This window comes from Flavobacterium sp. (genome assembly GCF_032153895.1).
Taxonomy (GTDB): Bacteria; Bacteroidota; Bacteroidia; order Flavobacteriales; family Flavobacteriaceae; genus Flavobacterium.
Window position 1 is genome coordinate 1 of record NZ_JALDYN010000008.1, and the last position, 22,221, is coordinate 22,221.

At 32.9% G+C, this 22,221-nt stretch carries 21 protein-coding genes and 1 tRNA gene; 19 read left to right on the top strand and 3 right to left on the bottom strand.

Annotation, left to right across the window (positions count from 1 at the left end):
• Window positions 1–350: Plug domain-containing protein (locus tag RUH60_RS04720; protein ID WP_313805947.1), on the bottom strand; the 350-nt coding region annotated here is incomplete at its 3' end.
• A gap of 108 nt (window positions 351–458) precedes the next feature.
• On the opposite strand from RUH60_RS04720, the gene RUH60_RS04725 reads away from it, so the two are divergent.
• Together RUH60_RS04725 and RUH60_RS04730 are read left to right on the top strand one after the other, a co-directional pair.
• Window positions 459–1,361 (top strand): DUF6607 family protein, encoded by a 903-nt coding sequence (locus RUH60_RS04725; protein WP_313805949.1) that lies wholly within the window; start codon window positions 459–461, stop codon window positions 1,359–1,361.
• A 103-nt stretch (window positions 1,362–1,464) separates the two neighbouring features.
• Window positions 1,465–1,794, top strand: a complete 330-nt coding sequence (locus RUH60_RS04730; RefSeq protein ID WP_313805951.1) for a YegP family protein — start codon at window positions 1,465–1,467, stop codon at window positions 1,792–1,794.
• A gap of 52 nt (window positions 1,795–1,846) precedes the next feature.
• Here RUH60_RS04730 and RUH60_RS04735 read toward each other — a convergent pair whose 3' ends face one another.
• Together RUH60_RS04735 and RUH60_RS04740 are read right to left on the bottom strand one after the other, a co-directional pair.
• A complete protein-coding gene (locus RUH60_RS04735) occupies window positions 1,847–2,872 on the bottom strand; it encodes a M28 family metallopeptidase (protein WP_313805953.1) in 1,026 nt (341 codons plus the stop codon).
• A gap of 54 nt (window positions 2,873–2,926) precedes the next feature.
• Window positions 2,927–3,940, bottom strand: a complete 1,014-nt coding sequence (locus tag RUH60_RS04740; protein WP_313805955.1) for a DUF3667 domain-containing protein — start codon at window positions 3,938–3,940, stop codon at window positions 2,927–2,929.
• 206 nt (window positions 3,941–4,146) lie between these two features.
• On the opposite strand from RUH60_RS04740, the gene RUH60_RS04745 reads away from it, so the two are divergent.
• The 17 genes from RUH60_RS04745 to RUH60_RS04825 all read left to right on the top strand — a co-directional run bounded on the left by RUH60_RS04745 (window position 4,147) and on the right by RUH60_RS04825 (window position 22,221).
• The gene (locus tag RUH60_RS04745; protein WP_313805957.1) at window positions 4,147–4,782 is read left to right on the top strand and encodes a peroxiredoxin; all 636 of its coding nucleotides are present in this window, start codon (window positions 4,147–4,149) and stop codon (window positions 4,780–4,782) included.
• A gap of 89 nt (window positions 4,783–4,871) precedes the next feature.
• Entirely contained in the window at window positions 4,872–5,180 is a 309-nt protein-coding gene (locus tag RUH60_RS04750) for a thioredoxin family protein (protein ID WP_313805959.1), read from the top strand.
• Between the two features lie 2 nt (window positions 5,181–5,182).
• A complete protein-coding gene (locus RUH60_RS04755; protein ID WP_313805961.1) occupies window positions 5,183–5,440 on the top strand; it encodes a DUF6952 family protein in 258 nt (85 codons plus the stop codon).
• Window positions 5,441–5,595: 155 nt separating this feature from the next.
• A complete protein-coding gene (locus RUH60_RS04760; protein WP_313805963.1) occupies window positions 5,596–7,335 on the top strand; it encodes an alpha/beta fold hydrolase in 1,740 nt (579 codons plus the stop codon).
• A gap of 123 nt (window positions 7,336–7,458) precedes the next feature.
• The gene (gene tpx / locus RUH60_RS04765; RefSeq protein ID WP_313805965.1) at window positions 7,459–7,956 is read left to right on the top strand and encodes a thiol peroxidase; all 498 of its coding nucleotides are present in this window, start codon (window positions 7,459–7,461) and stop codon (window positions 7,954–7,956) included.
• A complete protein-coding gene (locus RUH60_RS04770) occupies window positions 7,956–8,330 on the top strand; it encodes a diacylglycerol kinase family protein (RefSeq protein WP_313805967.1) in 375 nt (124 codons plus the stop codon). Before tpx ends, RUH60_RS04770 begins: the two co-directional genes overlap by 1 nt.
• A 44-nt stretch (window positions 8,331–8,374) precedes the next feature.
• Window positions 8,375–10,918, top strand: a complete 2,544-nt coding sequence (locus RUH60_RS04775; protein ID WP_313805969.1) for a DNA translocase FtsK — start codon at window positions 8,375–8,377, stop codon at window positions 10,916–10,918.
• A 1-nt stretch (window position 10,919) separates the two neighbouring features.
• Window positions 10,920–11,579: an outer membrane lipoprotein carrier protein LolA gene (locus RUH60_RS04780; RefSeq protein WP_313805971.1), complete on the top strand. Its 660-nt coding sequence runs from the start codon at window positions 10,920–10,922 to the stop codon at window positions 11,577–11,579.
• A gap of 8 nt (window positions 11,580–11,587) precedes the next feature.
• The gene (locus tag RUH60_RS04785) at window positions 11,588–13,051 is read left to right on the top strand and encodes an LptF/LptG family permease (RefSeq protein ID WP_313805973.1); all 1,464 of its coding nucleotides are present in this window, start codon (window positions 11,588–11,590) and stop codon (window positions 13,049–13,051) included.
• Window position 13,052: 1 nt separating this feature from the next.
• Window positions 13,053–14,192 (top strand): 3,4-dihydroxy-2-butanone-4-phosphate synthase, encoded by a 1,140-nt coding sequence (gene ribB / locus RUH60_RS04790; RefSeq protein WP_313805975.1) that lies wholly within the window; start codon window positions 13,053–13,055, stop codon window positions 14,190–14,192.
• Window positions 14,193–14,339: 147 nt separating this feature from the next.
• A tRNA-Ser gene (locus RUH60_RS04795) sits at window positions 14,340–14,424 on the top strand.
• A gap of 414 nt (window positions 14,425–14,838) precedes the next feature.
• Entirely contained in the window at window positions 14,839–15,513 is a 675-nt protein-coding gene (locus RUH60_RS04800; protein WP_313805977.1) for a response regulator, read from the top strand.
• A gap of 137 nt (window positions 15,514–15,650) precedes the next feature.
• Window positions 15,651–15,926, top strand: a complete 276-nt coding sequence (locus RUH60_RS04805; RefSeq protein WP_313805979.1) for a hypothetical protein — start codon at window positions 15,651–15,653, stop codon at window positions 15,924–15,926.
• Window positions 15,927–16,089: 163 nt separating this feature from the next.
• Window positions 16,090–17,835 carry a hypothetical protein gene (locus RUH60_RS04810; protein WP_313805981.1) on the top strand — a complete coding sequence of 582 codons (1,746 nt, stop codon included), beginning with the start codon at window positions 16,090–16,092 and terminating at the stop codon, window positions 17,833–17,835.
• A gap of 9 nt (window positions 17,836–17,844) precedes the next feature.
• Window positions 17,845–18,771 carry a hypothetical protein gene (locus RUH60_RS04815; protein ID WP_313805983.1) on the top strand — a complete coding sequence of 309 codons (927 nt, stop codon included), beginning with the start codon at window positions 17,845–17,847 and terminating at the stop codon, window positions 18,769–18,771.
• A 158-nt stretch (window positions 18,772–18,929) separates the two neighbouring features.
• Window positions 18,930–20,024 carry a grasp-with-spasm system SPASM domain peptide maturase gene (gene gwsS / locus RUH60_RS04820; protein ID WP_313805985.1) on the top strand — a complete coding sequence of 365 codons (1,095 nt, stop codon included), beginning with the start codon at window positions 18,930–18,932 and terminating at the stop codon, window positions 20,022–20,024.
• Between the two features lies 1 nt (window position 20,025).
• On the top strand, window positions 20,026–22,221 hold the full coding sequence (locus tag RUH60_RS04825; RefSeq protein WP_313805987.1) for a peptidase domain-containing ABC transporter: 2,196 nt from the start codon (window positions 20,026–20,028) through the stop codon (window positions 22,219–22,221).

The following is a 22,221-nucleotide window of genomic DNA, read 5'->3' on the forward strand; positions in this document are numbered from 1 at the left end:
CTGTTATCGCTCACAATAGGAATATTATCCATCATAATTTTGAAGTAAGTACCATCCAAACCAAACATGGAAACGGTAGATCGACCGGTTCCGGAGCTTGGCGTTATCGTAATATTCAAGTATTGATTTAAGACGTCAGACAAATTGGTCGCTGCTTGTCTTTTCATGTCTTCTTTTGTAATTACGCGTACATTATGAACCGATTTCCTTAAGGATTGAGGTTCGAATTGAGCTGTCACAACAATTTCTTCAATTTGTTTTTGCTTAACAGTATCTTTTTCTTTCTGCTGCGAAAAAATTGCTGTCGATGCTAATGTTGTAAGTAATAATAGGTTAGGGTAGAATTTCATTATTTTTAACTAGACTTATTAAAAAATATTGGTGCAAATATACTTGTTATTTTTATTTATTCTAAATTAATTTAATATTTTAGCACAGAATTTAAAATCATGTATCAAATGAAAAACCTCAAAAACTGCCTGATTCTGGGACTTTCAGCTATCAGTTTATCAATTTCGGCACAAACAAAACAGAAGAAAGATGCCGATGCTATCAGATCAATGTGTGGATGTTATGAAGTAGAATTCAACTTCGCGGAAACTTTCAAAGTATCGAAAGATGAGAATTACAAAGCATCACCAACCAAAAAAGATTACGGTTTGGAGTGGGTGGAATTAGTAGAAGACAAATCCAATAAAATTGTAATGCAGCATTTGTTGATTGTAGGTGATACTTCAATTGTGAAACACTGGCGTCAGGATTGGGAATTTGAAAACACAGAGTTGTTTGAATTTTACAAAGACAAAACCTGGAAATACAAAACCTTACCGAAGAATGACGTAAAAGGGCAGTGGACGCAACGTGTTTATCAGGTAGACGACAGCCCAAGATATGAAGGAACTGCGGCTTGGGTTCACACGGCTAACAGTTCATATTGGATGAATACGGCTGATGCCCCATTACCAAGAAGAGAGCATACAATCCGTAACGATTATAATGTTTTGAAAAGAAGAAACATTCACGAAATCACAAAGTACGGATGGTTACACGAGCAAGATAACGAGAAAATCATGCGTAACGAAGCAGGTAAAGATGCAACATTAGCCTACGAAAAAGGAATGGATTATTACCGAAAAGTTGATGATTCTAAATGCGTTGCTGCTCACAAATATTGGGCTAAAAACAAAGCAATGTGGAAAAATGTTCGCGATAAATGGCAATCAGTTTTTGATTTGAATAAAGATGTTAATATGGAAACAACAGTTGATAAGCAACCTTTATTCATGCATTTGTTCAATTTGAAGCCAACGGCAACCAAGGCGGAAACGGATAAAATTATCGACAGTTTTGTGAAATCATAAATCAGAATTTCTCAAAAATTACATTTTGTTTGATTAATAGAGATAATCTTACTATTTTAGTGATTCACATTGAAAAAAAAGTAGTAATCAATAAAATTAAATCATGGGATCATTCTTAATTACAAAAAGATCGAACGGAGAATTTCAATTCGTATTAAAAGCCGGAAACGGTCAGGTTATATTGGCTAGCGAAGGATATACAACTAAAGCAGCTTGTGAAAACGGAATCGAATCAGTAAAGAAAAATTCTCAGGACGATGCTCGTTTTGACCGATTAGAATCAAAAAACGGAAAACCGTATTTTAATCTGAAAGCAACAAACGGACAAATCATCGGAAACAGTGAAATGTACGAATCAGTTTCGGCTCGCGAAAACGGAATCGAATCGGTTAAGAAAAATGCTCCGGATGCAGATGTAAAAGAAGATTTATAGTATCTGAAAAACAATAAAAAAAGCTCTCAATTTTGAGAGCTTTTTTATGAAATTATTTTCCGTCTTTATCAACTACGATGCGTTGATCGCGATTGGCCAATTCCCAAGCTAAGGCGAAAGCTAATTTGGCGCGTTTGGTTAAAGCATCAAATTCGATTTTATCAACTTCGTCTGTTGGTTTGTGGTAATCATCATGAATTCCGTTGAAGAAGAAAATCGCAGGTATGCCTTTTTTTGCAAAGTTATAATGATCAGAACGATAATAGATTTGTTCCGGATCGTTTCTGTCGTTGTATTTGTAGTCTAAACGCAGGTTGACATATTTTTTATTTGCTTCTTCATTTAAAGTGTGCAGTTCAGAACTCAATCTGTCAGAACCGATTACATAAATATAATTGTTATCATTCGGATTTAAATTGTCGCGACGTCCAATCATATCAATATTAATATTGGCAATCGTATTTTTTATCGGAAATAAAGGATTATCGGAATAGTATCTTGAACCATGCAAACCGTGTTCTTCACCCGTTACATGTAAAAATAAAATGGAACGTTTTGGTCCGTGTCCGTCTTTTTTTGCTTTCATGAAGGCTTTGGCTATTTCCATAACGCCAACAGTTCCGGAACCGTCATCGTCTGCACCATTATAGATTTCGCCGTTTTTCATCCCAACGTGGTCGTAATGCGCTGAAATTACTAGAACTTCTTCGGGTTTTTCTGAACCTTCAATGTAAGCCCAAATGTTTTCGGAATCATTTAGTTTTGGAGCGAATCCACGTTTCATGTATTCAGATGGAACTTTTTGATAGAAACCATCCGCACCTTTCGGATAGGAAATTCCCAGTTTTTTGTATTCGTTAATGATGTATTCACCGGCTTTTTTCTGACCAGATTCACCAGTGTTTCTTCCTTGCATTTCATCGGAAGCAATAACAGTAAGATTGCGCTTCAAGTTGCTTTCTTCAATATTAGAGATATAATCGGCTACATCAGCCTTTTTTGAAGAAACACTTTGTTGTGCCGTACATCCTAAAAGCAGGAATGACAGTCCAAAAGCAAAAATGATTTTATTTTTCATAACATAATCGTTTAATAATAAGTAGCAAAAACCGTGTAAATGTTTCAATAAACTTTAATGAATTGAAATCGTTGTATAAATAATCAGTAAAGCCGTGAATATAGTAATGAAAATTGAATTAATAATAAACAAAATAGAACTTTTAAGAAAGGAAACACTTTTAGATTCCATATACATTCTTTTATGGGCTTTGTAAAAGTAAACTATCGGATAAAAGATGTACAGTAAAATCATTATCAGTTGCAGTATATTGAAAACGACAAAATCGCTCATACTTAAAAAGTAGTCTAAGAAAACCATTAATCCTGTACTTAATAATAGGAAGGAAAAATAATGTAAAGTAAAAATTCCGTGCTCAAAATAATACCAACGTTTTTTACCGTGAAACAGCCATAGCCAAAATGCGAAAATCGGCATATATAAAAATAGTGCTTTTGAGATATTTTTTTTGATTAGAACCGTAAACTTTTCTTTTAGCTCCTTTGAGGTATTGTGCTCAGATACGGCAACTATTTTTCTTTCAATCCATTGAATAAGTTTTGGTTTTCTTTCTTGTTCTGGTAAGGCATTTTGAATGGAATCATACTGAGCAACAGATTTGTAGTCCTGATACCATCCATACTTATTTAAATCGGCTTTTTGAATAGAATCTTCTTTTTCGGTTAGTTCCGGAATTCTATTAAAACTGATGTTGGAACGATTATTACTCTGATTGAACTTTATCCCGTCGTTTTGATTTTGCTCATCCGGAAGACTTGAAATAATTCCAATAGTAAAAAAAGTAAGGAAACTTATAAAAATATAAAGTTTTACAGGTGCCACATAACTGGCGCGTTTTCCTGCGAGATATTCTTTGGTAAGTCGGGCTGGGCGGAAGAGTAGAAACTTAATGGTTTTCCAAAAGCTACTGTCATAATGCACCAGATCTTCCACAAAATGAGTGAATAAATAATGGAAGGATTTCCGGCTTTCCGTGTTTTCCTGACCGCACTCAGGACAAAATCGACTTTCCACTTTATTGCCACAATTTAGGCAGGTTTTGTCGTCTCTTAATTTACTTTCACTCATCTTATAAAGATTAATGTTTAAAAATAAGAAAAATAGTATTTTAAATTGTAGTAGTCTGATAAATAATGTTTTAAAAACGATAAAATGCAGTATAAGGAAATCTTATAATCAGATAAAAAATTATAATCAAATATAATGTTTGGTTAACTTTTCAATCAGTACTTTTGCCCTGTAAAAATTTAATAAACTTTAAACTTTATAACATTATGTCATTAGTTGGAAAAAAATTCCCGAACATTACCGTTGATGCAATTTCTGAAATGGGTGATAACTTAAGAATCAACATCTTAGATGAAGCAGTAAAAAACAACAAAAAAGTATTATTGTTCTGGTATCCAAAAGATTTTACATTCGTTTGTCCAACAGAATTACACGCGTTTCAGTCGGCTTTACCGGATTTCAATGCAAAAAACACTATCGTAATTGGTGCTTCTTGTGATACTAACGAGGTTCACTTTGCTTGGTTAAACACACCAAAAGCTAACGGTGGAATCGAAGGTGTAACTTATCCGTTAATCGCTGACACTACTAGAAACTTAGCATCAGCTTTAGGGATTTTAGATGCTGAAGAAGTATTCAACGAAGAAATGGGTGATTACCTAATTGAAGGTTCAAATGTTCCTTACCGTGCAACTTATTTAATTGACGAAACTGGTAAAATTTTCCACGAAAGTGTAAACGATATGCCATTAGGAAGAAACGTAAACGAGTACTTGCGTTTAATTGATGCGTACACTCACGTTCAGACTAAAGGTGAAGTTTGTCCTGCAAACTGGGAAAACGGTAAAGAAGCAATGTCTGCAGACCGTTTAAGTACAGCAGCTTACTTGAGCAAAAACTAAGAAGTTTTCACATATAAATTCCAAATGACGGTTGCTTTTTTAAGGAATCGAAGTTTGGAATTTCTTTTTAATCTCTAAATGAAATCCTTATGTTAATCGAATTAAACGAAGATACACTTCAGAATATAGTTGACACTAACGAAAAAGTGGTTGTGCAATTTTCAGCATTTTGGTGCGGGAACTGCCGAATTATGAAACCGAAATTCAAAAAATTGGCTACTGAAAATGAATCAATTTCTTTCGTAATTGTTGATGCGGAAAATTCTCCTGAATCAAGAAAATTGGCTAATGTTTCTAACTTGCCAACTTTCGCAACATTCGTAAACGGAAAATTGGTAAACGAAACGCAAACCAACAAAGCAGAAGTTTTAACGGATTTGGTAAACGAAATCGTATAAGTATGAAATTACCTGTAATCAAACACTTAACGCAATTTATTGAGGAAAACGATCAGGATTACATCGTTGAAACTATTGAAGTTTTAGAAGCTTTAACCGAAGTTCCATCTCTAAAAGACGAAGAATTAGATGTGATTGGAGAATTGATTTCCAATATGTACGGCGCTTTAGAAGTTAATAAAATGGTACAACAAGGAACCGATAAAAAAGAAGCTTTAAACACTTTCATGCAACGTGTTTTGGGTTCAATTGATAAATAATATTTTGTTAAAAAAATACAGGAAAGCCTTTCATTGTTATGTGGAAGGCTTTTTTATTGGCTATTGTGAAAAAAAGTTTTCAAAAATAGTATGATTGCATAATAATTTAACAATTAATTTATATATTAGCGATGTTTTGATAAAAAATATTGCTTATGCGTAAAATTACTTTTAGTGTTATTTTATCGGCTATTTTGTTTGGAAACTCGGTATTTTCTCAGGAAAATTCATTGTTTGAGTGGAAGCAAAGGCCAGCAGAATTTGAAAACTTCGGTTATAAAAACGATTCCTTAATTGTACTGAAGAGCGTTGTAAATAATCAATCAATTCAAACGTTTGAAAGTAAACTTCCGTATCCTATTATATTCATTCACGGATTAAACTCCAGTTCTCAAACTTGGGAAGCTACTTCGAATTACTTTGATTCTCAGTACAGTTATACTTATGGTGGGCGTTTCGATTTTTGCTTAAATGCTGATGGTAACAATTCCACAACCAATAAAAACTTTTATCCAACTCCGGGAGCAGACATTGCTGCATTCGAAGCATCGGTTATTAACGGAGATTACTATTTTGTCAATTTTAATGTAAAAGTAAATGGCTCTTGGGAAACCGACGTTTTAAGTAACCAAGCGGCTATTGCTAAACAAGGTGTTGCTTTAAAGAAAGCCATCGAAAGAGTTTTACAGTTAACCGGAAAAGACAAAGTTGTTTTGGTCGGACACAGTATGGGCGGTTTGTGCTCACGTGAATATCTTCAGAATGTTGTAAACTGGCAACCCGACAATAAACATCACGTAGCCAAACTTTTAACGGTTGGAACTCCTCACGGCGGAAGCAATGCCAGTGATACAGGTTTAGGTGTTTTTGCCGGTGTAGACACGCGTTCCGAAGCGATTCGTGATTTGAAAACTACATATTATTACAGTGGAGATCAAGGACGTTTTTTGTTTGGAGGAGTAGAAGTGAATAACGGCAGTAACATGAACGAGCATTTGTTCGGTGCAGATTTTTACAATTATGACGTAAATTGTAACGGAGTTATCGGTGAAAATGTACTTGGGTTAAACCAGAAACCCATTGACAATTTAATCGATTTTTCAACTGTTATCGGAAGATTAACAGGCGGAACCAGCGATGGAGTAGTGGATGAGCCCTCTTCAAACATCAATCATTTTTATCCGGCCTTGACCTATCCTTCAAAAGTGTTTTTCTTCAATTCTTCTTTCGATTTCATTGAAAATCACACCGAATTACCTGGATACTATTATCAAATTATGCAAGGATTAGACGAGCCAAACATTAAAGAATTAGCATACGACATTGCAACCAATAAAGAGTATAAAGGTTACACCACCGTTCAGGAAAACTCATCCAACGCAGACAATGACTTTTACAAATTTGTAGTCGCAGATAATGTGAATGCTACGGTCATGATTAGCAGTATAATTACATCATCGGTTACGGCTTCAGTTTTAGACAGTTCTGGAAACGCAATTGGTGGAACACAAAATAATTCAGGAGCAAATTTGTCTTTCACAAGAACTTTAGCGCCAGGAACTTATTATCTTAAAGTGACAAGCAACAGTCCGACAAACACTAATTATCAAACGGCTTATTTATTTAGTGTTTCAACAACTCTAAGTACATCAGAAGTTCTTGCAGATACAGTTAAAGTGTATCCAAATCCGGTGAAAGATGTGCTGCATTTAGATAATTTGAATCTTTCCAAAGCCTCGGTGTATTCCGTAGTCGGACAACTTCTAAATCTTGTTGAGTTTGATGGTATATCAAATCAAAACACGATTGATATGTCCGGTTATTCGAATGGTGTTTATCTGATAACACTTGAAAGTCAAGGACAGCAACAAACCATTAAAATTAGTAAAGAATAGCAATATTCGATAAAATTAAAAGTCCTCAACATTGAGGACTTTTTTTGTTTGGTTTCATAACGAAAATTATTGCAGAGCGATTTAAAATCCTTATTTTTGGAACAAATATTAATTTTAAGACAAATGGCAAAGATTACATTAAAGGGAAATCCCGTTACAACTATAGGCGAATTGCCGCAAATCGGTTCAAAAGCAAAAGATTTTACATTGGTAAAAACAGATTTATCTGCAGTTTCATTAGCTGATTTCGCAGGAAGTAAATTGGTTTTGAATATTTTTCCAAGTATTGACACCAGTACTTGTGCTACTTCGGTTCGTAAATTCAATGAAAAAGCAAGTTCATTGGCGAATACTAAAGTATTGTGCATTTCTAGAGATTTGCCATTTGCACAAAATCGTTTTTGTGGAGCAGAAGGTTTGGAAAATGTAATCAACTTATCAGATTTCAGAGATGGTTCTTTCGGAAAAGATTACGGTTTAACCATTACTGACGGACCATTGCAAGGATTACATTCCAGAGTTGTAATCGTTTTAGATGAAAACGGAACGGTAACACATGCGGAACAAGTAGGTGATATCGTCGATGAGCCGAATTACGAAACCGCTTTAGCTGCTCTTTAATGGAAGTTCAAAAGGACAATTCATTTTTTACCGGCCGATTAAAAAGTATCGGATTTGCTGTGCGTGGAGCAATTAAACTCGCTACCACTGAACATAGTGTAATGGTGCAATCATCCATTGCGGTTCTTATGATTATTGCCGGATTCTACTTCGAAATTTCCAAAACAGAATGGATGTTTCAGATTTTAGCTTTCGGTTTAGTCTTAAGCATCGAAGGATTGAATACCGCTGTTGAAAAAATAGCCGATTTCATTCACCCAGATTACCACGAACGTATAGGATTTATCAAAGACATTGCAGCCGGTGCCGTATTTTTTGCAGCGATGGCAGCGATGGCAATCGGAGCACTAATTTACCTGCCAAGACTATTATAAATTCAACCAGATTGTTATTTTTGTAAAAACGAAGAAACCAATTAATGGCCAAAACAACAAAAAAAGAAGCTTCAACAGATAAGCAAAACAAGAATACTGGCGAAAAGCAACCCTTATTTACGCGTCGTCATAAAGTCCTTTTCGGGGCTTTACTTGTTTTATTTTCGGTAGCGTTACTGCTGTCGTTTGTTTCCTATTATTTTTACGGTGATTACGACCAAAGTGCCTTAACTTCTTTTTCAGACCGAAGTGAGAAAACCTATAACTGGTTAGGAAAAGTTGGCGCCAATTTATCCGATTTCTTTTTGTATAAAGGTTTTGGAGCTGCTTCGTTTCTGTTTGTGCGTTTGTTCTTTTTAGCTGGAGCTTATTTGTTAGTAGACGTTTCTTTGAGCAAACTGAAAAGCACCATTTTTTGGGACTTGTTCGCGATGGTTTTAATCTCGGTTTTACTTGGATTCTTCTGGGATTATCTTCCGCAGTTAAGCGGTGTTATCGGCTACGAAATGAATCTGTTTGTACAGGATTATATAGGTAAAGTAGGAACGTTTTTAGTCTTGCTTTTCGGGTTGCTGGTATACTTGATTTTGAAGATAAAAGTATCTACTGAAGGTATTAAAAACTTTTTTGAGAGCCGAAGCAGAGCTTTCAACGATGAGTTTAACGAAAAACAAACTCAGGTTCAGAATGATGTGAATACACCAATTCTTCCGGTCGATGATTTGGAAGTAGCCGATGAGGAAATCATCAATTCCAATCCGTCGTTAGATTTTAACGATGCGGAAGACGAAGAAATTCTTTCCAACATTGAACTGAAAACCAATCCGTCTACTTTTGAAGTTAATAAAGATGCTTTAAAACCGACTATTAGTAATCCTTCCGAAATTTCACTGAAAACGGTTCCGCCAGTGGTTACACCGCCGGTTACAGTTCCGGTTGAAAATGTAGTTTCGGTTACGCCGGAAGCTCCAAAATCAGAAGTTATTCAAACAAATGATGATAGTTTTACGATTGAAAAAATAGAGGAAGAAGATGTAGTTGAGGAAAATCTTGCAGCGAAATTAGTTCAGGATTTTGGTGAATTTGATCCAACCTTAGAATTGTCAAATTATCAGTTTCCATCGATTGAATTATTAAAAGAGTATTCGTCTGGCGGAATTACCATCAATCAGGCAGAATTAGAAGAAAATAAAAACCGAATTGTAGACACGTTGAAGAACTACAACATCGGAATTGCACAAATTAAAGCGACGGTTGGACCAACTGTTACGTTGTATGAAATTGTGCCCGAAGCCGGAATTCGTATTTCTAAAATTAAAAACTTAGAAGACGATATTGCCTTGTCGTTAGCAGCTTTAGGAATCCGTATCATCGCGCCAATTCCGGGTAAAGGAACCATTGGTATCGAAGTTCCGAACAATTCACCGACTACAGTTTCCATGAAAAGCGTGATTGCTTCTCCTAAATTTCAATCTGCTGAAATGGAGTTGCCGATTGCTTTAGGAAAAACGATTTCCAACGAAACTTTTGTCGTGGATTTAGCGAAAATGCCGCACTTATTGATGGCTGGAGCAACCGGACAAGGAAAGTCGGTTGGTTTGAATGCGGTTTTAACCTCGTTGTTGTACAAAAAACATCCGGCGGAAGTGAAATTCGTTTTGGTCGATCCGAAGAAAGTGGAATTGACCCTTTTCAACAAAATTGAACGTCATTATTTAGCAAAACTGCCAGATGGTGGTGATGCAATTATTACAGATAACACTAAGGTAATCAATACATTGAATTCACTTTGTATTGAAATGGACAATCGTTATTCGTTGTTAAAAGATGCGATGGTTCGTAACATTAAAGAATACAACGAGAAGTTCAAACAGCGCAAATTAAATCCGGAAAACGGACATAAGTTTTTGCCTTACATCGTTTTAGTTGTCGATGAGTTTGCCGACTTAATCATGACTGCCGGAAAAGAAGTGGAAACGCCAATTGCCCGTTTAGCACAGTTAGCCCGAGCCATCGGAATTCATTTGATTATTGCGACGCAGCGTCCGTCGGTGAACGTAATTACAGGTATTATTAAGGCGAATTTCCCTGCCCGAATTGCTTTCCGTGTAACTTCAAAAATCGATTCGAGAACTATTTTGGACAGTCAGGGAGCCGATCAGTTAATCGGTCGAGGAGATATGTTGTACACGCAAGGCAACGATTTAGTCCGTGTACAGTGTGCTTTTGTAGATACTCCGGAAGTTGAAAAAATTACAGAATACATCGGTTCTCAGAAAGCGTATCCAAATGCGTATCTGTTACCGGAATACGTTGGTGAAGAAAGTGGCATAAGTCTTGATATAGATATTTCAGAAAGAGATTCTATGTTCAGAGAAGCCGCTGAAATTATTGTGACTGCACAACAAGGTTCTGCTTCATTATTGCAACGAAAACTAAAATTGGGTTACAACCGTGCCGGACGATTAATCGATCAGTTAGAGGCTGCCGGAATTGTTGGCCCTTTTGAAGGAAGTAAGGCAAGAAGTGTGAACATTCCTGATTTAGCATCTCTGGATCAATTTTTTGCTAACGAACAAAATAATTAAAATGAGATTGTTTTCAACTATATCAAATGTATTTCTAATCGGATGTTTATTGCTTACGGTTTCCCTTTCGGCTCAGAATGCTCAAAAAGCGAAGAGTTTGCTAGATGAAGTTTCGGCTAAGGTGAAAAGTTACGAGAATATTCAAATCGGTTTTACCTATAACATTCAAAATTTAAAACAGAATGTAAATCAGGAAAGTAAAGGAAATGTTACCCTGAAAGGCAATCAGTATGTGTTGAATTTTATGGGTGTAACCAAAATTTTCGACGGGAAAAAGAATTACACAATTGTTCCTGAAGATGAAGAAATTACGATTTCCAATCACGATGACAACAGTTCAGACGCTTTAACTCCGGCAAAAATGCTGACGTTTTTCAATACTGGTTTCAAATACGCTTGGGATATTTCGCAAAGTGTGAAAGGCAGAAAAATTCAGTACATCAAGCTCACTCCGGTTAGTGCAAAAGATAATCGTAAAGAGATTTTATTGGGAATTGATGCGCAGACGAAACATATTTACAACATGATTGAAGTGAATAAAAATGGTTCGAAATCGACGATCACTGTTAATTCTTTTAAAACGAATCAGCCTATTTCAAAAAATCATTTTACCTTTACCCAAAGTAAATATCCTAATTACTACATCAACAATTTAGACTAAATTTTCGGGTGAAAATACTTGACCGTTATATTTTAAAATCCTTTCTGATTACGTTTACCTCGGTATTCGTAATCCTTTTTTTTATATTCATATTGCAAACCGTATGGTTGTTCATCTCGGAATTGGCAGGTAAAAACCTTGATTTTATTACCATTGTTCAGTTTTTGATGTTCTCGATGCCGCGATTAATTCCGTTAGTGTTACCGTTGTCGATTTTGTTGGCTTCGATTATGACTTTCGGAAGTTTTTCGGAAAATTATGAGTTTGCAGCAATGAAATCTTCCGGAATTTCACTCCAACGCGCGATGAAAAGTTTGATTTTCTTCATTGTAGGATTGAGTATTGTATCGTTTTTCTTTGCCAACAACGTGATTCCAAAAGCGGAATATAAGTTCATCAACCTTAGAAAAGAAATTCTTCAGACCAAACCAGCTATGGCAATTGCGGAAGGACAGTTTAATACGATTGGTAATTCGAATATCAAAGTAGGGAAGAAGTCTGGTGATAATGGCGAGCTTTTGGAAGATGTAACCATGCACATAAAATCGAATACAGGTTCAGGAAATAAAACCGTTATCAAATCGAAACGTGGTGTTTTAAAGAGTGATGAGAACTCAAGTATTTTGAAATTGGATTTAATAGACGGATATTATTACGAAGATATTCAACCAAAAAACTACGAAGAGCAATCGAGATTACCTTTTGCAAAAGCTTTTTTTGAGAAGTATACTATTAATATAGACTTAGGTAATCTGAATAAATCTGATGATGAAGGCGAAATTGTAAACACAAATTCGATGTTGAATGTTAACGAGTTGGGTTACACCATTGACTCACTTGAATTAGCATACAAGAAAGATGTTCAGTTATTTGCGGATAATATCAGTCAAAATGTAGAATTTGTATTAAATAAAAAATCTGCAATTACAGCTAAGGAGTTTAAAACGACTCAAGATGTATTTGACGTCTTTAAGCAAAACGAGAAGATACGAATTATAGAGACCGCTATGGCAAACATAAATAGTACAGACTTCTCAATTCAAACCAGTAAAGACGATTTAGCTAATAAGAAGAAAAATATTAATAAGCACTGGATTGCTCTGCATGAGAAATTCGTGGTAGCGTTTTCTTGTTTGTTGATGTTCTTTATTGGGGCACCACTAGGAGCAATCATCCGAAAAGGAGGTTTAGGATTGCCAATTGTATTTGCAGTTCTTATTTTTATCACATTCCACTTTGCGAATACTTTCGGTAAAAAAGTAGCTCAGGAAGACGGAATGCCATCATTTTTAGGGACTTGGCTTTCTTCTATGATTTTGACTCCATTGGCTTTAGTATTGACCTACAGAGCTACAAACGATATTGGTGTGATGGTTAACTTTGATTGGATAACCGCGCCATTCCAAAAACTATACAAACGTTTTTTTGACAACAACAGCAACGAAGAAGAAGACAACGATAATACCCATTAAAATGCTAACTACAGACAACAAAATACAACTGAATACGATTGAAGAAGCTATAGAAGACATCCGCCAGGGAAAAGTTATTATAGTCGTTGATGATGAAGACAGAGAAAACGAAGGCGATTTTTTAGCCGCTGCCGAAAAGACAACTCCGGAAATGATAAACTTCATGGCCACACACGGTCGTGGTTTAATTTGTACTCCATTAACTGAGAGCCGTTGTAAAGAGTTGGATTTGAAAGCAATGGTTGTTAATAATACCGATCATATGGAAACCGCTTTTACCGTTTCTGTTGATTTGAAAGGACATGGCGTTACCACAGGAATTTCCGCTTCGGACAGAGCTAAAACAGTTCAAGCATTAATTGATTCGGATACAAAACCATATGACTTGGCTCGACCAGGGCACATTTTCCCATTAATTGCTAAGCAAGGTGGAGTTTTAAGAAGAACGGGACATACGGAAGCAGCTATTGATTTCGCACGTTTAGCAGGATTTAAGCCGGCTGGAGTTATCTGCGAAATTATGAATGAAGATGGTTCTATGGCACGTCTTCCGCAATTAGTTGAAATCGCCAAAAAATTTGACCTAAAATTGGTTTCCATTGAAGATTTAGTGGCTTACCGCATGCTGCACGACAGTTTGATTGTGAAGAAAGAAGATTTTGACATTCAAACCCGCTTCGGAACTTTCCGTTTAAGAGCTTACGAGCAGACAACTAACAAACAAGTTCACATTGCATTAACCAAAGGAACCTGGAATTTAGGAGATTCGGTTTTGACCAGAATCAATTCTTCTCAGGTAAATAACGATTTGTTAGGAACTTTAACCAACAACGCTGATAAACAATTGGATGATATGTTCAAAGTAATCAACGAGCAAGGGAAAGGAGCTGTTATTTTTATCAATCAGGATATGCAATCGGTTAGTTTGTTGAATCGTATTTCAGAATTGAAATCATTGCAATCGGAAGGAGTTATGAAAGCTCCAAAAATTGTTATTGACAGTAAAGATTTTGGTATTGGAGCACAAATTCTACACGATTTAGATATTTCAAAAATCAGATTGGTAAGCAATTCAGATCAAGGAAAGCGCGTCGGAATGATTGGTTACGGCTTAGAAATTGTAGAATACGTAAATTTCTAGTAAAAAAATCATTTTGTAAAACAAACGAAATGAATTAGTTAATTAATAGATTGAATTTATTTCTGTTTTTTGTAAAAAAAAGGTTTGCAGATATAAAAAAGCTTTCTATATTTGCACTCGCAATACGGAAGTAGTGCAATATTTACTGGAGAAATGGCAGAGTGGTCGATTGCGGCAGTCTTGAAAACTGTTGACTGTAACAGGTCCGGGGGTTCGAATCCCTCTTTCTCCGCTGAAAAAATCCTAAAAGGTAGCAAAACCCTGTAAATCTTATGATTTACGGGGTTTTTTCTTTTCAGAATATCTAGTATTCAATTGTTCAAGCCTTGTGTTTTAAAATTGATTAACTGTAAATCTTGTCAGTAATTGATAAAAGGAAATAAATCTTCAAAACATTATTGAATAGACATTTTACTAACTGAGATCTCATTATTTGAAGTTATTTCTTACATTTGTATTATTGGAATTTCGAAAGCTTCAAGGTCAAAATTGTATGAAACTCTATGATTTGCTTTTAAGTATTTGTAATTATGCTGATTGCAGATGAATACAAATCATTAGACTTTTTAATCAAAAAGCTGTTGAATTCTTACAAAGGTTAGCGATAATAAATTCGAAACGTTATTTAAAAGTTTATTTAAGATTTATGCAAAAAGAACTAAACATCTTAATAGTTGATGATCATCCATTTATAATTGAAGCATATATTAATTTGATTACTCTCACATTAGAAGGCTATAGATTAAACTTTCTTAAAAGTTCTAGAACTAAAGAGGCTTATAACATCATAAAATTGAATTATATAGATAATAAGAAAATTGACGTAGCAATTTTTGATATAAGTATACCGGAATACAAAGAGAAAAGAATATATGATGGTTGTGATTTAGCAGTAGAATTCAAAAATAATTTTACAGAATCCAAGGTAATAATGATTTCGATGCATTTTGAAGGCTGTATAATTAATAAGGCTTTCAGAGATGTGGAAGCAGACGGAATTATAAATAAATCAGACATTAACTTCGATACATTTTCAGAAGCGTTTACTAAAATTTTAGCAAATGAAATATTTATATCAGATACTATGATAAAATCATTAACTGATTTTAATAACTCTAGATATAAATTCGACCAAATTGATGGTGAATTAATAAGATTAATTGATAAAGGAATTAAAACCAAAGATCTTCCTCAATTAATAGGCATCTCATTAAGTTCAATTGAGAAAAGAAAAAAAGAAATTAAATACCATTTATTAAACGGAAAGAAAGGTAATGATGATGATTTAATTGAAAAGGCAAAACAATTAAAATTAGTATAATAAAAACCACGTCATTTATAGCCGAAAACCGTAAACGATATATTACCTTATCTATTACGTTTGCAGAAGCATTAATAATTAAGCGCGCAAAAAAATTATTCAATGTTTAAAATCTTATTAATAACTAATTTTTTATTATGAAACTAGAAAGTTTAGAACTAGAAAAATTTAATGGTGATACATTAAAAAAAGAACAAATGTTTAAATTAAATGGAGGAGGTACTGTAACTCCTGCAGGAACTGGCTGCGGAACTGGCACTTCGGCATCTAATCCCAACACAGTTTATTATTATGATTATGGATATGATGCAATTAGGACAAATTCTGATGGATCAACATACACTACTTATCATAACAGAACAAATGTTAGGATAATTTCAGCTGCAGAATGTAATGGAATGCAAAACGGATAGTATTATTTGATAAGTTTTCTATTCAATTAATAAACCTAAATTAATTTGACTTTAATTTAGGTTTATCTGATTTATTAAAATATTTCTACATATCAACGTTTATTTTTTAATGTTTTATGTAAAGAAATTTATAATTAACATTCATATTAAGGAATATTATTTCATGAGAAAAATAATTTTTTTATTATCATTTTTTATTCTAAATAATTTAATTATACATACTGTTAGCGGTCAAAATAATAAAATCAAAAATAATTTTAATTTAAAAGATTTTGAGAAAAATAAAATTTATGACCAGACCTATAACTTGTGGAAATATAAGAATATGGTCATTCCTAATAAAAATGACACAATAATACATTCGTACTTTGTTGACGATAGAAATTACAAAGGATTAATTAATTATGGTTTACAATTTCGAAGTAAAGATTTTCGGACTTTTAATTTTATTGAAGGTCATCATATGTTTTTTTTGAAAGTTGATTTTGAAAAAGTAAAATTTAATCCAAAAGATAGCATTATAGAAATAGAAGGACATATATCTGGAGGGTGGGGTGATTTTGCCCAAAAAGAATTGATAGAGAAAGGTATAGGAAACAGAATTGATGTGTTTCTTGGAGAAAAAACAGATACTATTAAAAACTTATGTTATAATAGAGTTGTCAATCAAGAATTTATTGAAGCTAAATTGAATGGAGTGGAAGTTAGTGAGAACACAATTTTAGATACATTTCCAGCTTTCTATTTTAAAAACTATACCCATTTTAGAACATTACCTAAAGGGAAACGCTACTTCAAAATTAAAGGAAAAGTTAAGAATAATACTTTTCTGGTTTTTGGAGGTCATAATTGTTATTCAGAAGTATTTGATTTGGGAACGATGGTTTATTATCCAAACAAAAATAAACGAAAAAAAATTAAAAAAAAGGAAGCCGCTGCCTATAAAACACTTATAGTTAATAATGAATTGTTATCTGAAAAAGGGAAAGATAAAGTCAAAGAAATAAATTACTACACCTATACAGAGGAAGCTGAAAATTATATTTTAAAAAGACAATACGCTAAAGCTAAAGAACAATATATCGCATTGGAGAAAAAATATCCGGTTATATTCGCAAGAGATATTCATAATGCTATCCGTTGTGCTCTGTTTTCGCGCGATTATGAAAATACTTTTTATTGGAGTGAAAAGATGGCAAAAAAAGGGGTAAGTATAAATTACTTTAATGCAAAAATATTCCAAACTTTAAAAAGAAATGGGAAGTGGAAAATTTTTAGTTCACGGTATGACTCAATTTATAAAGAATCTCATAACTCTATAAATTACAAATTCAAAGAAGAATTAGAAAAACTATTACACGAAGATCAGGCTGATTATGGATTGTCAAATAGAAAAGAGCCTAAAGTATTGTATGACACTACAGAAAGAGTTACCGATAAATTAATTGCCTTACTAAATGAAGAAGGATTTCCTTCTGAAGAAAAAATAGGCGTTTATACGAAGAAAGATACCGTTCTAGATCCATATCCAGAATATCATGTATTGATAAGGCATGCTATTCAGCAAAATCCAAAAAATATAGAATTCCTGAATGATTTACTAACTAAAAGTATACAAAAACTTGAATACGATAGCAAAAGAAGTTCAATCAATCTTTTTTATAATAATTCCTGTTTTCATATCTACAAAGGCAATTTATACAATTCTAAATCTTGTGGCTCAAATGACTTAATGGTTAGGAAAATGAAATTTATTTTTAACAACCCTAATGGTTTTTTTATACATACTGATAATTATGTTATTTCGGAATACAATAAGGAAAACCCTGAGGACTATGATAAATTTTATAACGATAATTTCAATCTTGTAATGAAACTTACTGACAATTGGGAATTTTATGAAAAGTAATTTTATAATATGATTTTGATATACAGTAAAGATGTTGATGATTTTGTAAATCAGGTAATTGATTGTGTTGATGATGAGTTTATTAGATTTAGTGAGTTTGATAAAATTGAAATATCCAAAATGGAATTTTGTAACGAAAGCAGTTCCTATTTTGTAAATAATGAATACATAAAGAATGTTGATTTAGAAAAGATTAAAAGTATCTGGTTTAATGGTGGAGTTGTTAATTCTTTTGGTGATGAATACGAAGATAAATGCTATGAAATTCTGAATGATGCCTTTTTATTACAAAAACCAGTCTACAAATTGGGTGATAGAATTTCTGATTTTAAATTTAATCGCTTGGATGTAATGTTAGAGGCTAAAAATCAAGGATTGAAAATACCTCACACATTAATTACAGGTAATAAACAAAAACTTAAAAAATTTCATTCTTTATATGAGCCAAAATATGGAATAATATCTAAGCGAATATTAGATGGTTATTTTTACAATGATGATGAATATTCCTATAATTTTAATTTAACATTTTCAATAACACCTGAAATTTTAGAACAAACTCCTGACGATTTTGCGATTTCACTTTTTCAAGAAAGAATTATTGCAGATTTTGAAATTAGAGTAATCTATATCGATGGTAGAATGTACTCTGCATGTATTTATAATTTTGATAATAATGTAGATTACAGAACTAAGTTATGGAAAATGAATGATTTAAGAATTATTCCTTTTCAATTGCCTACTGATGTTGAATCTAAGCTGATAAACGTCTTTAAAAAGTTTAACATGAATTACGGATCAGCAGACTTAATGTTTAGTAATGAAGAGTATTATTTTCTAGAAATAAATCCGACAGGTCAAATCAGTTTTATAAATAATGCCTGCAATTTTTATATTGAAAAAATCATTTCGTCAAAATTAACCTATAATGATTAAAAAGCCCATTAATATTCATAACGGACTTAAGTTTAAGCTTGAAAAGAATAACGAAACCAAGGAGAAATTCAAAAGTAGTCTTATAGCAATAAGTTCCTTTCAAAATTCTAAAAATATATCTAAACCCTTTGTAAAACCCATTTCAAAAATACTCTAACTTGAAAAAATCTAATTTTGTTCTTTTTGCAGACTGTATTCCAGTTAAAGGGACTAATAGAAGTATAATTTCAGACACAAAAAATAACACCTATTTTTTTATCCCTAACGCGTTGTATGATATTTTAGAAAAATGTAATGGAAAGACGATAGAAGATATTAAGAAAGAATTTAATTATGAATATGATGAAATAATTGACGACTATTTTGATTTTTTGATAAGCAATAGGTTAGGCTTTTTTAGTTTAAATCCAAATTTATTTCCAAAAATCTCTACCGAATGGAGTTCACCCTGTTCTATAACAAATAGTATTATTGATTTTGATGAAGTGAATCATGATTTTGAAAACTTAATTCACCAATTAGAAAACTTAAAATGTTCCTATATTCAGTTGCGTTTTTATAAAAAAATTGAGCTTAATTATATTAAAAGAATTGTTCGGTTTTTAGAGAGAATAAAGTCAAGAATTGTTTATATCGATTTCATAGTACCATTTTATGAAAACTTTATTTTGGATGAACTTAATGCTTTTATTTCAGAAAATAATAGAGTTCATTCGATTATTATTTATGATGCTCCATTTGATAAATCTTATTCTCCTATAAATAGTGATATGGGATATGTGGTTTTAGTAGAAAGAAATGTCCTAAATGAGAAAAGTTGCGGAGTAATAAATTCGGAATATTTTTATTCTAATATTAAGTTATTCAGTGAATCCCAATATCATAACACTTGCTTAAATAAAAAAATATCTATTGATAAAGAAGGCTACATTCGTAATTGTCCCAGTATGCCTCAACACTTTGGAAATATTAAAGATACTACTTTGAAACAGGCTTTAAGTCAACCTGATTTTAAAAAATACTGGAATGTAACGAAAGACATGATTGAAGTTTGCAAAGATTGTGAGTTTCGTCACATTTGCACAGATTGTCGTGCTTATACGGAACAAACTTATTTTGATGGTGAAATCGATTTGTCCAAACCTTTAAAATGTGGCTACAATCCTTATACTAATGAATGGTCAGAATGGAGTGCAAATCCATTGAAGAAAAATGCAATAGAATATTATAGTATGCAAGAATTGGTGAAATAATATGCTTAAAAAATTTCCATTCTATAAACAGGCAGATTTAAAGGACTGTGGACCTTCTTGTCTTAAAATAATTGCAAAACACTTAGGAAAAAATCTTAATATCCAAACATTGCGTCAGCTTTCAGAAACAACACGAGAAGGAAGTAATCTTTTGTCTTTAAGTGAAGCGGCTGAAATATTGGGATTTAGAACATTAGGAATTAAAATATCATCAGAGAAATTGTCCGAAGCACCTCTTCCTTGTATACTTCATTGGAATAAAAATCATTATGTTGTTTTGTATAAAATTAAAAAAGGTAAATATTTTATATCTGACCCTGCTTATGGTTTAATTGAATATTCTCAAGATGATTTTTTAAAATTTTGGATAGGTAATAATGCAACTTCAGAAACCCAGGAAGGTATTGCTTTGTTGTTGCAGCCCACACCAAAGTTTTATCAAAATGAATGGGATGATAGTGATGAGAAAACTTTTGGTTTTTCATTACTTTTAAAATATATCATTCCTTATAAATCATATGTCGTTCAACTGTCAATTGGTTTATTGGCGGGGAGTTTATTGCAGCTTATTTTCCCTTTTCTAACGCAAAGCATTGTTGATGTTGGTATTCAAAATCAAAATATTCATTTTATTTATTTGGTTTTGTTTGCACAACTATTATTATTTTTTGCCAAAACAGGTCTAGAATATATAAGAAGTTGGATTTTACTTCATCTTTCAGCAAGGATTAATATATCGCTTATTTCAGATTTTTTTATCAAGCTAATGAATTTGCCCATTTCTTTTTTTGATGTTCGAATGACAGGTGATATTATGCAACGAATCAACGATCATCATCGTATAGAAAGAATATTAACTACATCATCACTTTCGGTTTTATTCTCGATGGTTAATATGCTTATTATGGGAGGTGTTTTGGCGTATTATAATTTAAAAATTTTTGCTGTTTTCTTTTTAGGGAGTACGTTTTATTTTTTATGGGTTGTTCTTTTTTTAAAGCGTAGAGAAGTTTTAGATTATAAACGCTTTTCTGAAGTTTCGCAAGAACAAAGTAAAGTTATTGAACTTATTAATGGTATGCAGGAAATTAAATTGCATAATGCGGAAAAGCAAAAGCGCTGGGGGTGGGAATACATTCAAGCACGTCTTTTTAAAGTTTCAATGAAAAGTCTTGTACTGGAACAAACACAAAATATTGGTTCCAATTTTATTAACGAGCTTAAAAATATAATTATTGTTTTTCTTTCTGCAAAATTGGTTATTGATGGTCAAATAACTTTAGGTATGATGATGGCAATAGCGAGCATAGTTGGAAGCTTAAATGGTCCTGTTTTGCAACTAATTGGATTTATAAGAGAAGTTCAAGATGCAAAAATTTCATTGGCTAGGCTTTCGGAAATACATGAGAAAGAAGATGAAAACGAACAGGAACAACGTCAAACTAGTGTTATTCCAACAAATGAAGATATTATTATTAAGAACCTTTCTTTTAGATATATTGGTTCTGATAGTTTAGTTCTGAACGAATTAAATTTAACTATTCCTGCAAATAAAGTAACAGCTATTGTTGGAACTAGCGGAAGTGGTAAAACTACTCTAATGAAGTTACTATTGAAGTTTTACGAGCCAGTTTCGGGTTCAATTTCAATTGGCAAAACAGATATTAAAAATATCAAGCAAAAATCATGGCGTTCACATGTTGGTACAGTAATGCAAGAAGGTTATATTTTTAATGATACCATTGCACATAATATAGCTATAGGGCAAGATGTTATTGATAAAACAAGACTTATGTATTCTACTGATGTGGCAAATATTAAAACATTTATAGAAGATTGCCCATTAGGGTTTAACACAAAAATAGGTCAAGAAGGAATTGGTATGAGTACTGGACAAAAACAGAGACTATTAATTGCTCGTGCTGTATACAAAAACCCGGAAATGTTGTTTTTTGATGAAGCAACATCTGCTTTAGATGCAAATAATGAAAAGGAAATTATGGAGAAATTAAATATTTTCTTCAAAGATAAAACGGTTGTTGTTATTGCTCATCGATTAAGTACGGTAATGAATGCAGATCAAATAGTTGTCTTGGAAAAAGGTAAAATTATAGAAGTTGGTAATCATCAAGAATTGGTAACCCAAAAAGGAAATTATTTTAAACTTGTTAAAAACCAATTGCAATTAGGAAGTTAA

What these genes read in the sequence shown, in the direction of transcription:
- RUH60_RS04780 (WP_313805971.1), top strand. Translation starts at nt 10,920, where the DNA reads ATGAGATTGTTTTCAACTATATCAAATGTATTTCTAATCGGATGTTTA.
- RUH60_RS04750 (WP_313805959.1), top strand. Translation starts at nt 4,872, where the DNA reads ATGTTAATCGAATTAAACGAAGATACACTTCAGAATATAGTTGACACT.
- RUH60_RS04730 (WP_313805951.1), top strand. Translation starts at nt 1,465, where the DNA reads ATGGGATCATTCTTAATTACAAAAAGATCGAACGGAGAATTTCAATTC.
- RUH60_RS04800 (WP_313805977.1), top strand. Translation starts at nt 14,839, where the DNA reads ATGCAAAAAGAACTAAACATCTTAATAGTTGATGATCATCCATTTATA.
- RUH60_RS04725 (WP_313805949.1), top strand. Translation starts at nt 459, where the DNA reads ATGAAAAACCTCAAAAACTGCCTGATTCTGGGACTTTCAGCTATCAGT.
- RUH60_RS04770 (WP_313805967.1), top strand. Translation starts at nt 7,956, where the DNA reads ATGGAAGTTCAAAAGGACAATTCATTTTTTACCGGCCGATTAAAAAGT.
- RUH60_RS04745 (WP_313805957.1), top strand. Translation starts at nt 4,147, where the DNA reads ATGTCATTAGTTGGAAAAAAATTCCCGAACATTACCGTTGATGCAATT.
- RUH60_RS04760 (WP_313805963.1), top strand. Translation starts at nt 5,596, where the DNA reads ATGCGTAAAATTACTTTTAGTGTTATTTTATCGGCTATTTTGTTTGGA.
- RUH60_RS04825 (WP_313805987.1), top strand. Translation starts at nt 20,026, where the DNA reads ATGCTTAAAAAATTTCCATTCTATAAACAGGCAGATTTAAAGGACTGT.
- tpx (WP_313805965.1), top strand. Translation starts at nt 7,459, where the DNA reads ATGGCAAAGATTACATTAAAGGGAAATCCCGTTACAACTATAGGCGAA.
- RUH60_RS04735 (WP_313805953.1), bottom strand. Translation starts at nt 2,872, where the DNA reads ATGAAAAATAAAATCATTTTTGCTTTTGGACTGTCATTCCTGCTTTTA.
- ribB (WP_313805975.1), top strand. Translation starts at nt 13,053, where the DNA reads ATGCTAACTACAGACAACAAAATACAACTGAATACGATTGAAGAAGCT.
- RUH60_RS04775 (WP_313805969.1), top strand. Translation starts at nt 8,375, where the DNA reads ATGGCCAAAACAACAAAAAAAGAAGCTTCAACAGATAAGCAAAACAAG.
- RUH60_RS04810 (WP_313805981.1), top strand. Translation starts at nt 16,090, where the DNA reads ATGAGAAAAATAATTTTTTTATTATCATTTTTTATTCTAAATAATTTA.
- RUH60_RS04805 (WP_313805979.1), top strand. Translation starts at nt 15,651, where the DNA reads ATGAAACTAGAAAGTTTAGAACTAGAAAAATTTAATGGTGATACATTA.
- RUH60_RS04755 (WP_313805961.1), top strand. Translation starts at nt 5,183, where the DNA reads ATGAAATTACCTGTAATCAAACACTTAACGCAATTTATTGAGGAAAAC.
- RUH60_RS04815 (WP_313805983.1), top strand. Translation starts at nt 17,845, where the DNA reads ATGATTTTGATATACAGTAAAGATGTTGATGATTTTGTAAATCAGGTA.
- RUH60_RS04740 (WP_313805955.1), bottom strand. Translation starts at nt 3,940, where the DNA reads ATGAGTGAAAGTAAATTAAGAGACGACAAAACCTGCCTAAATTGTGGC.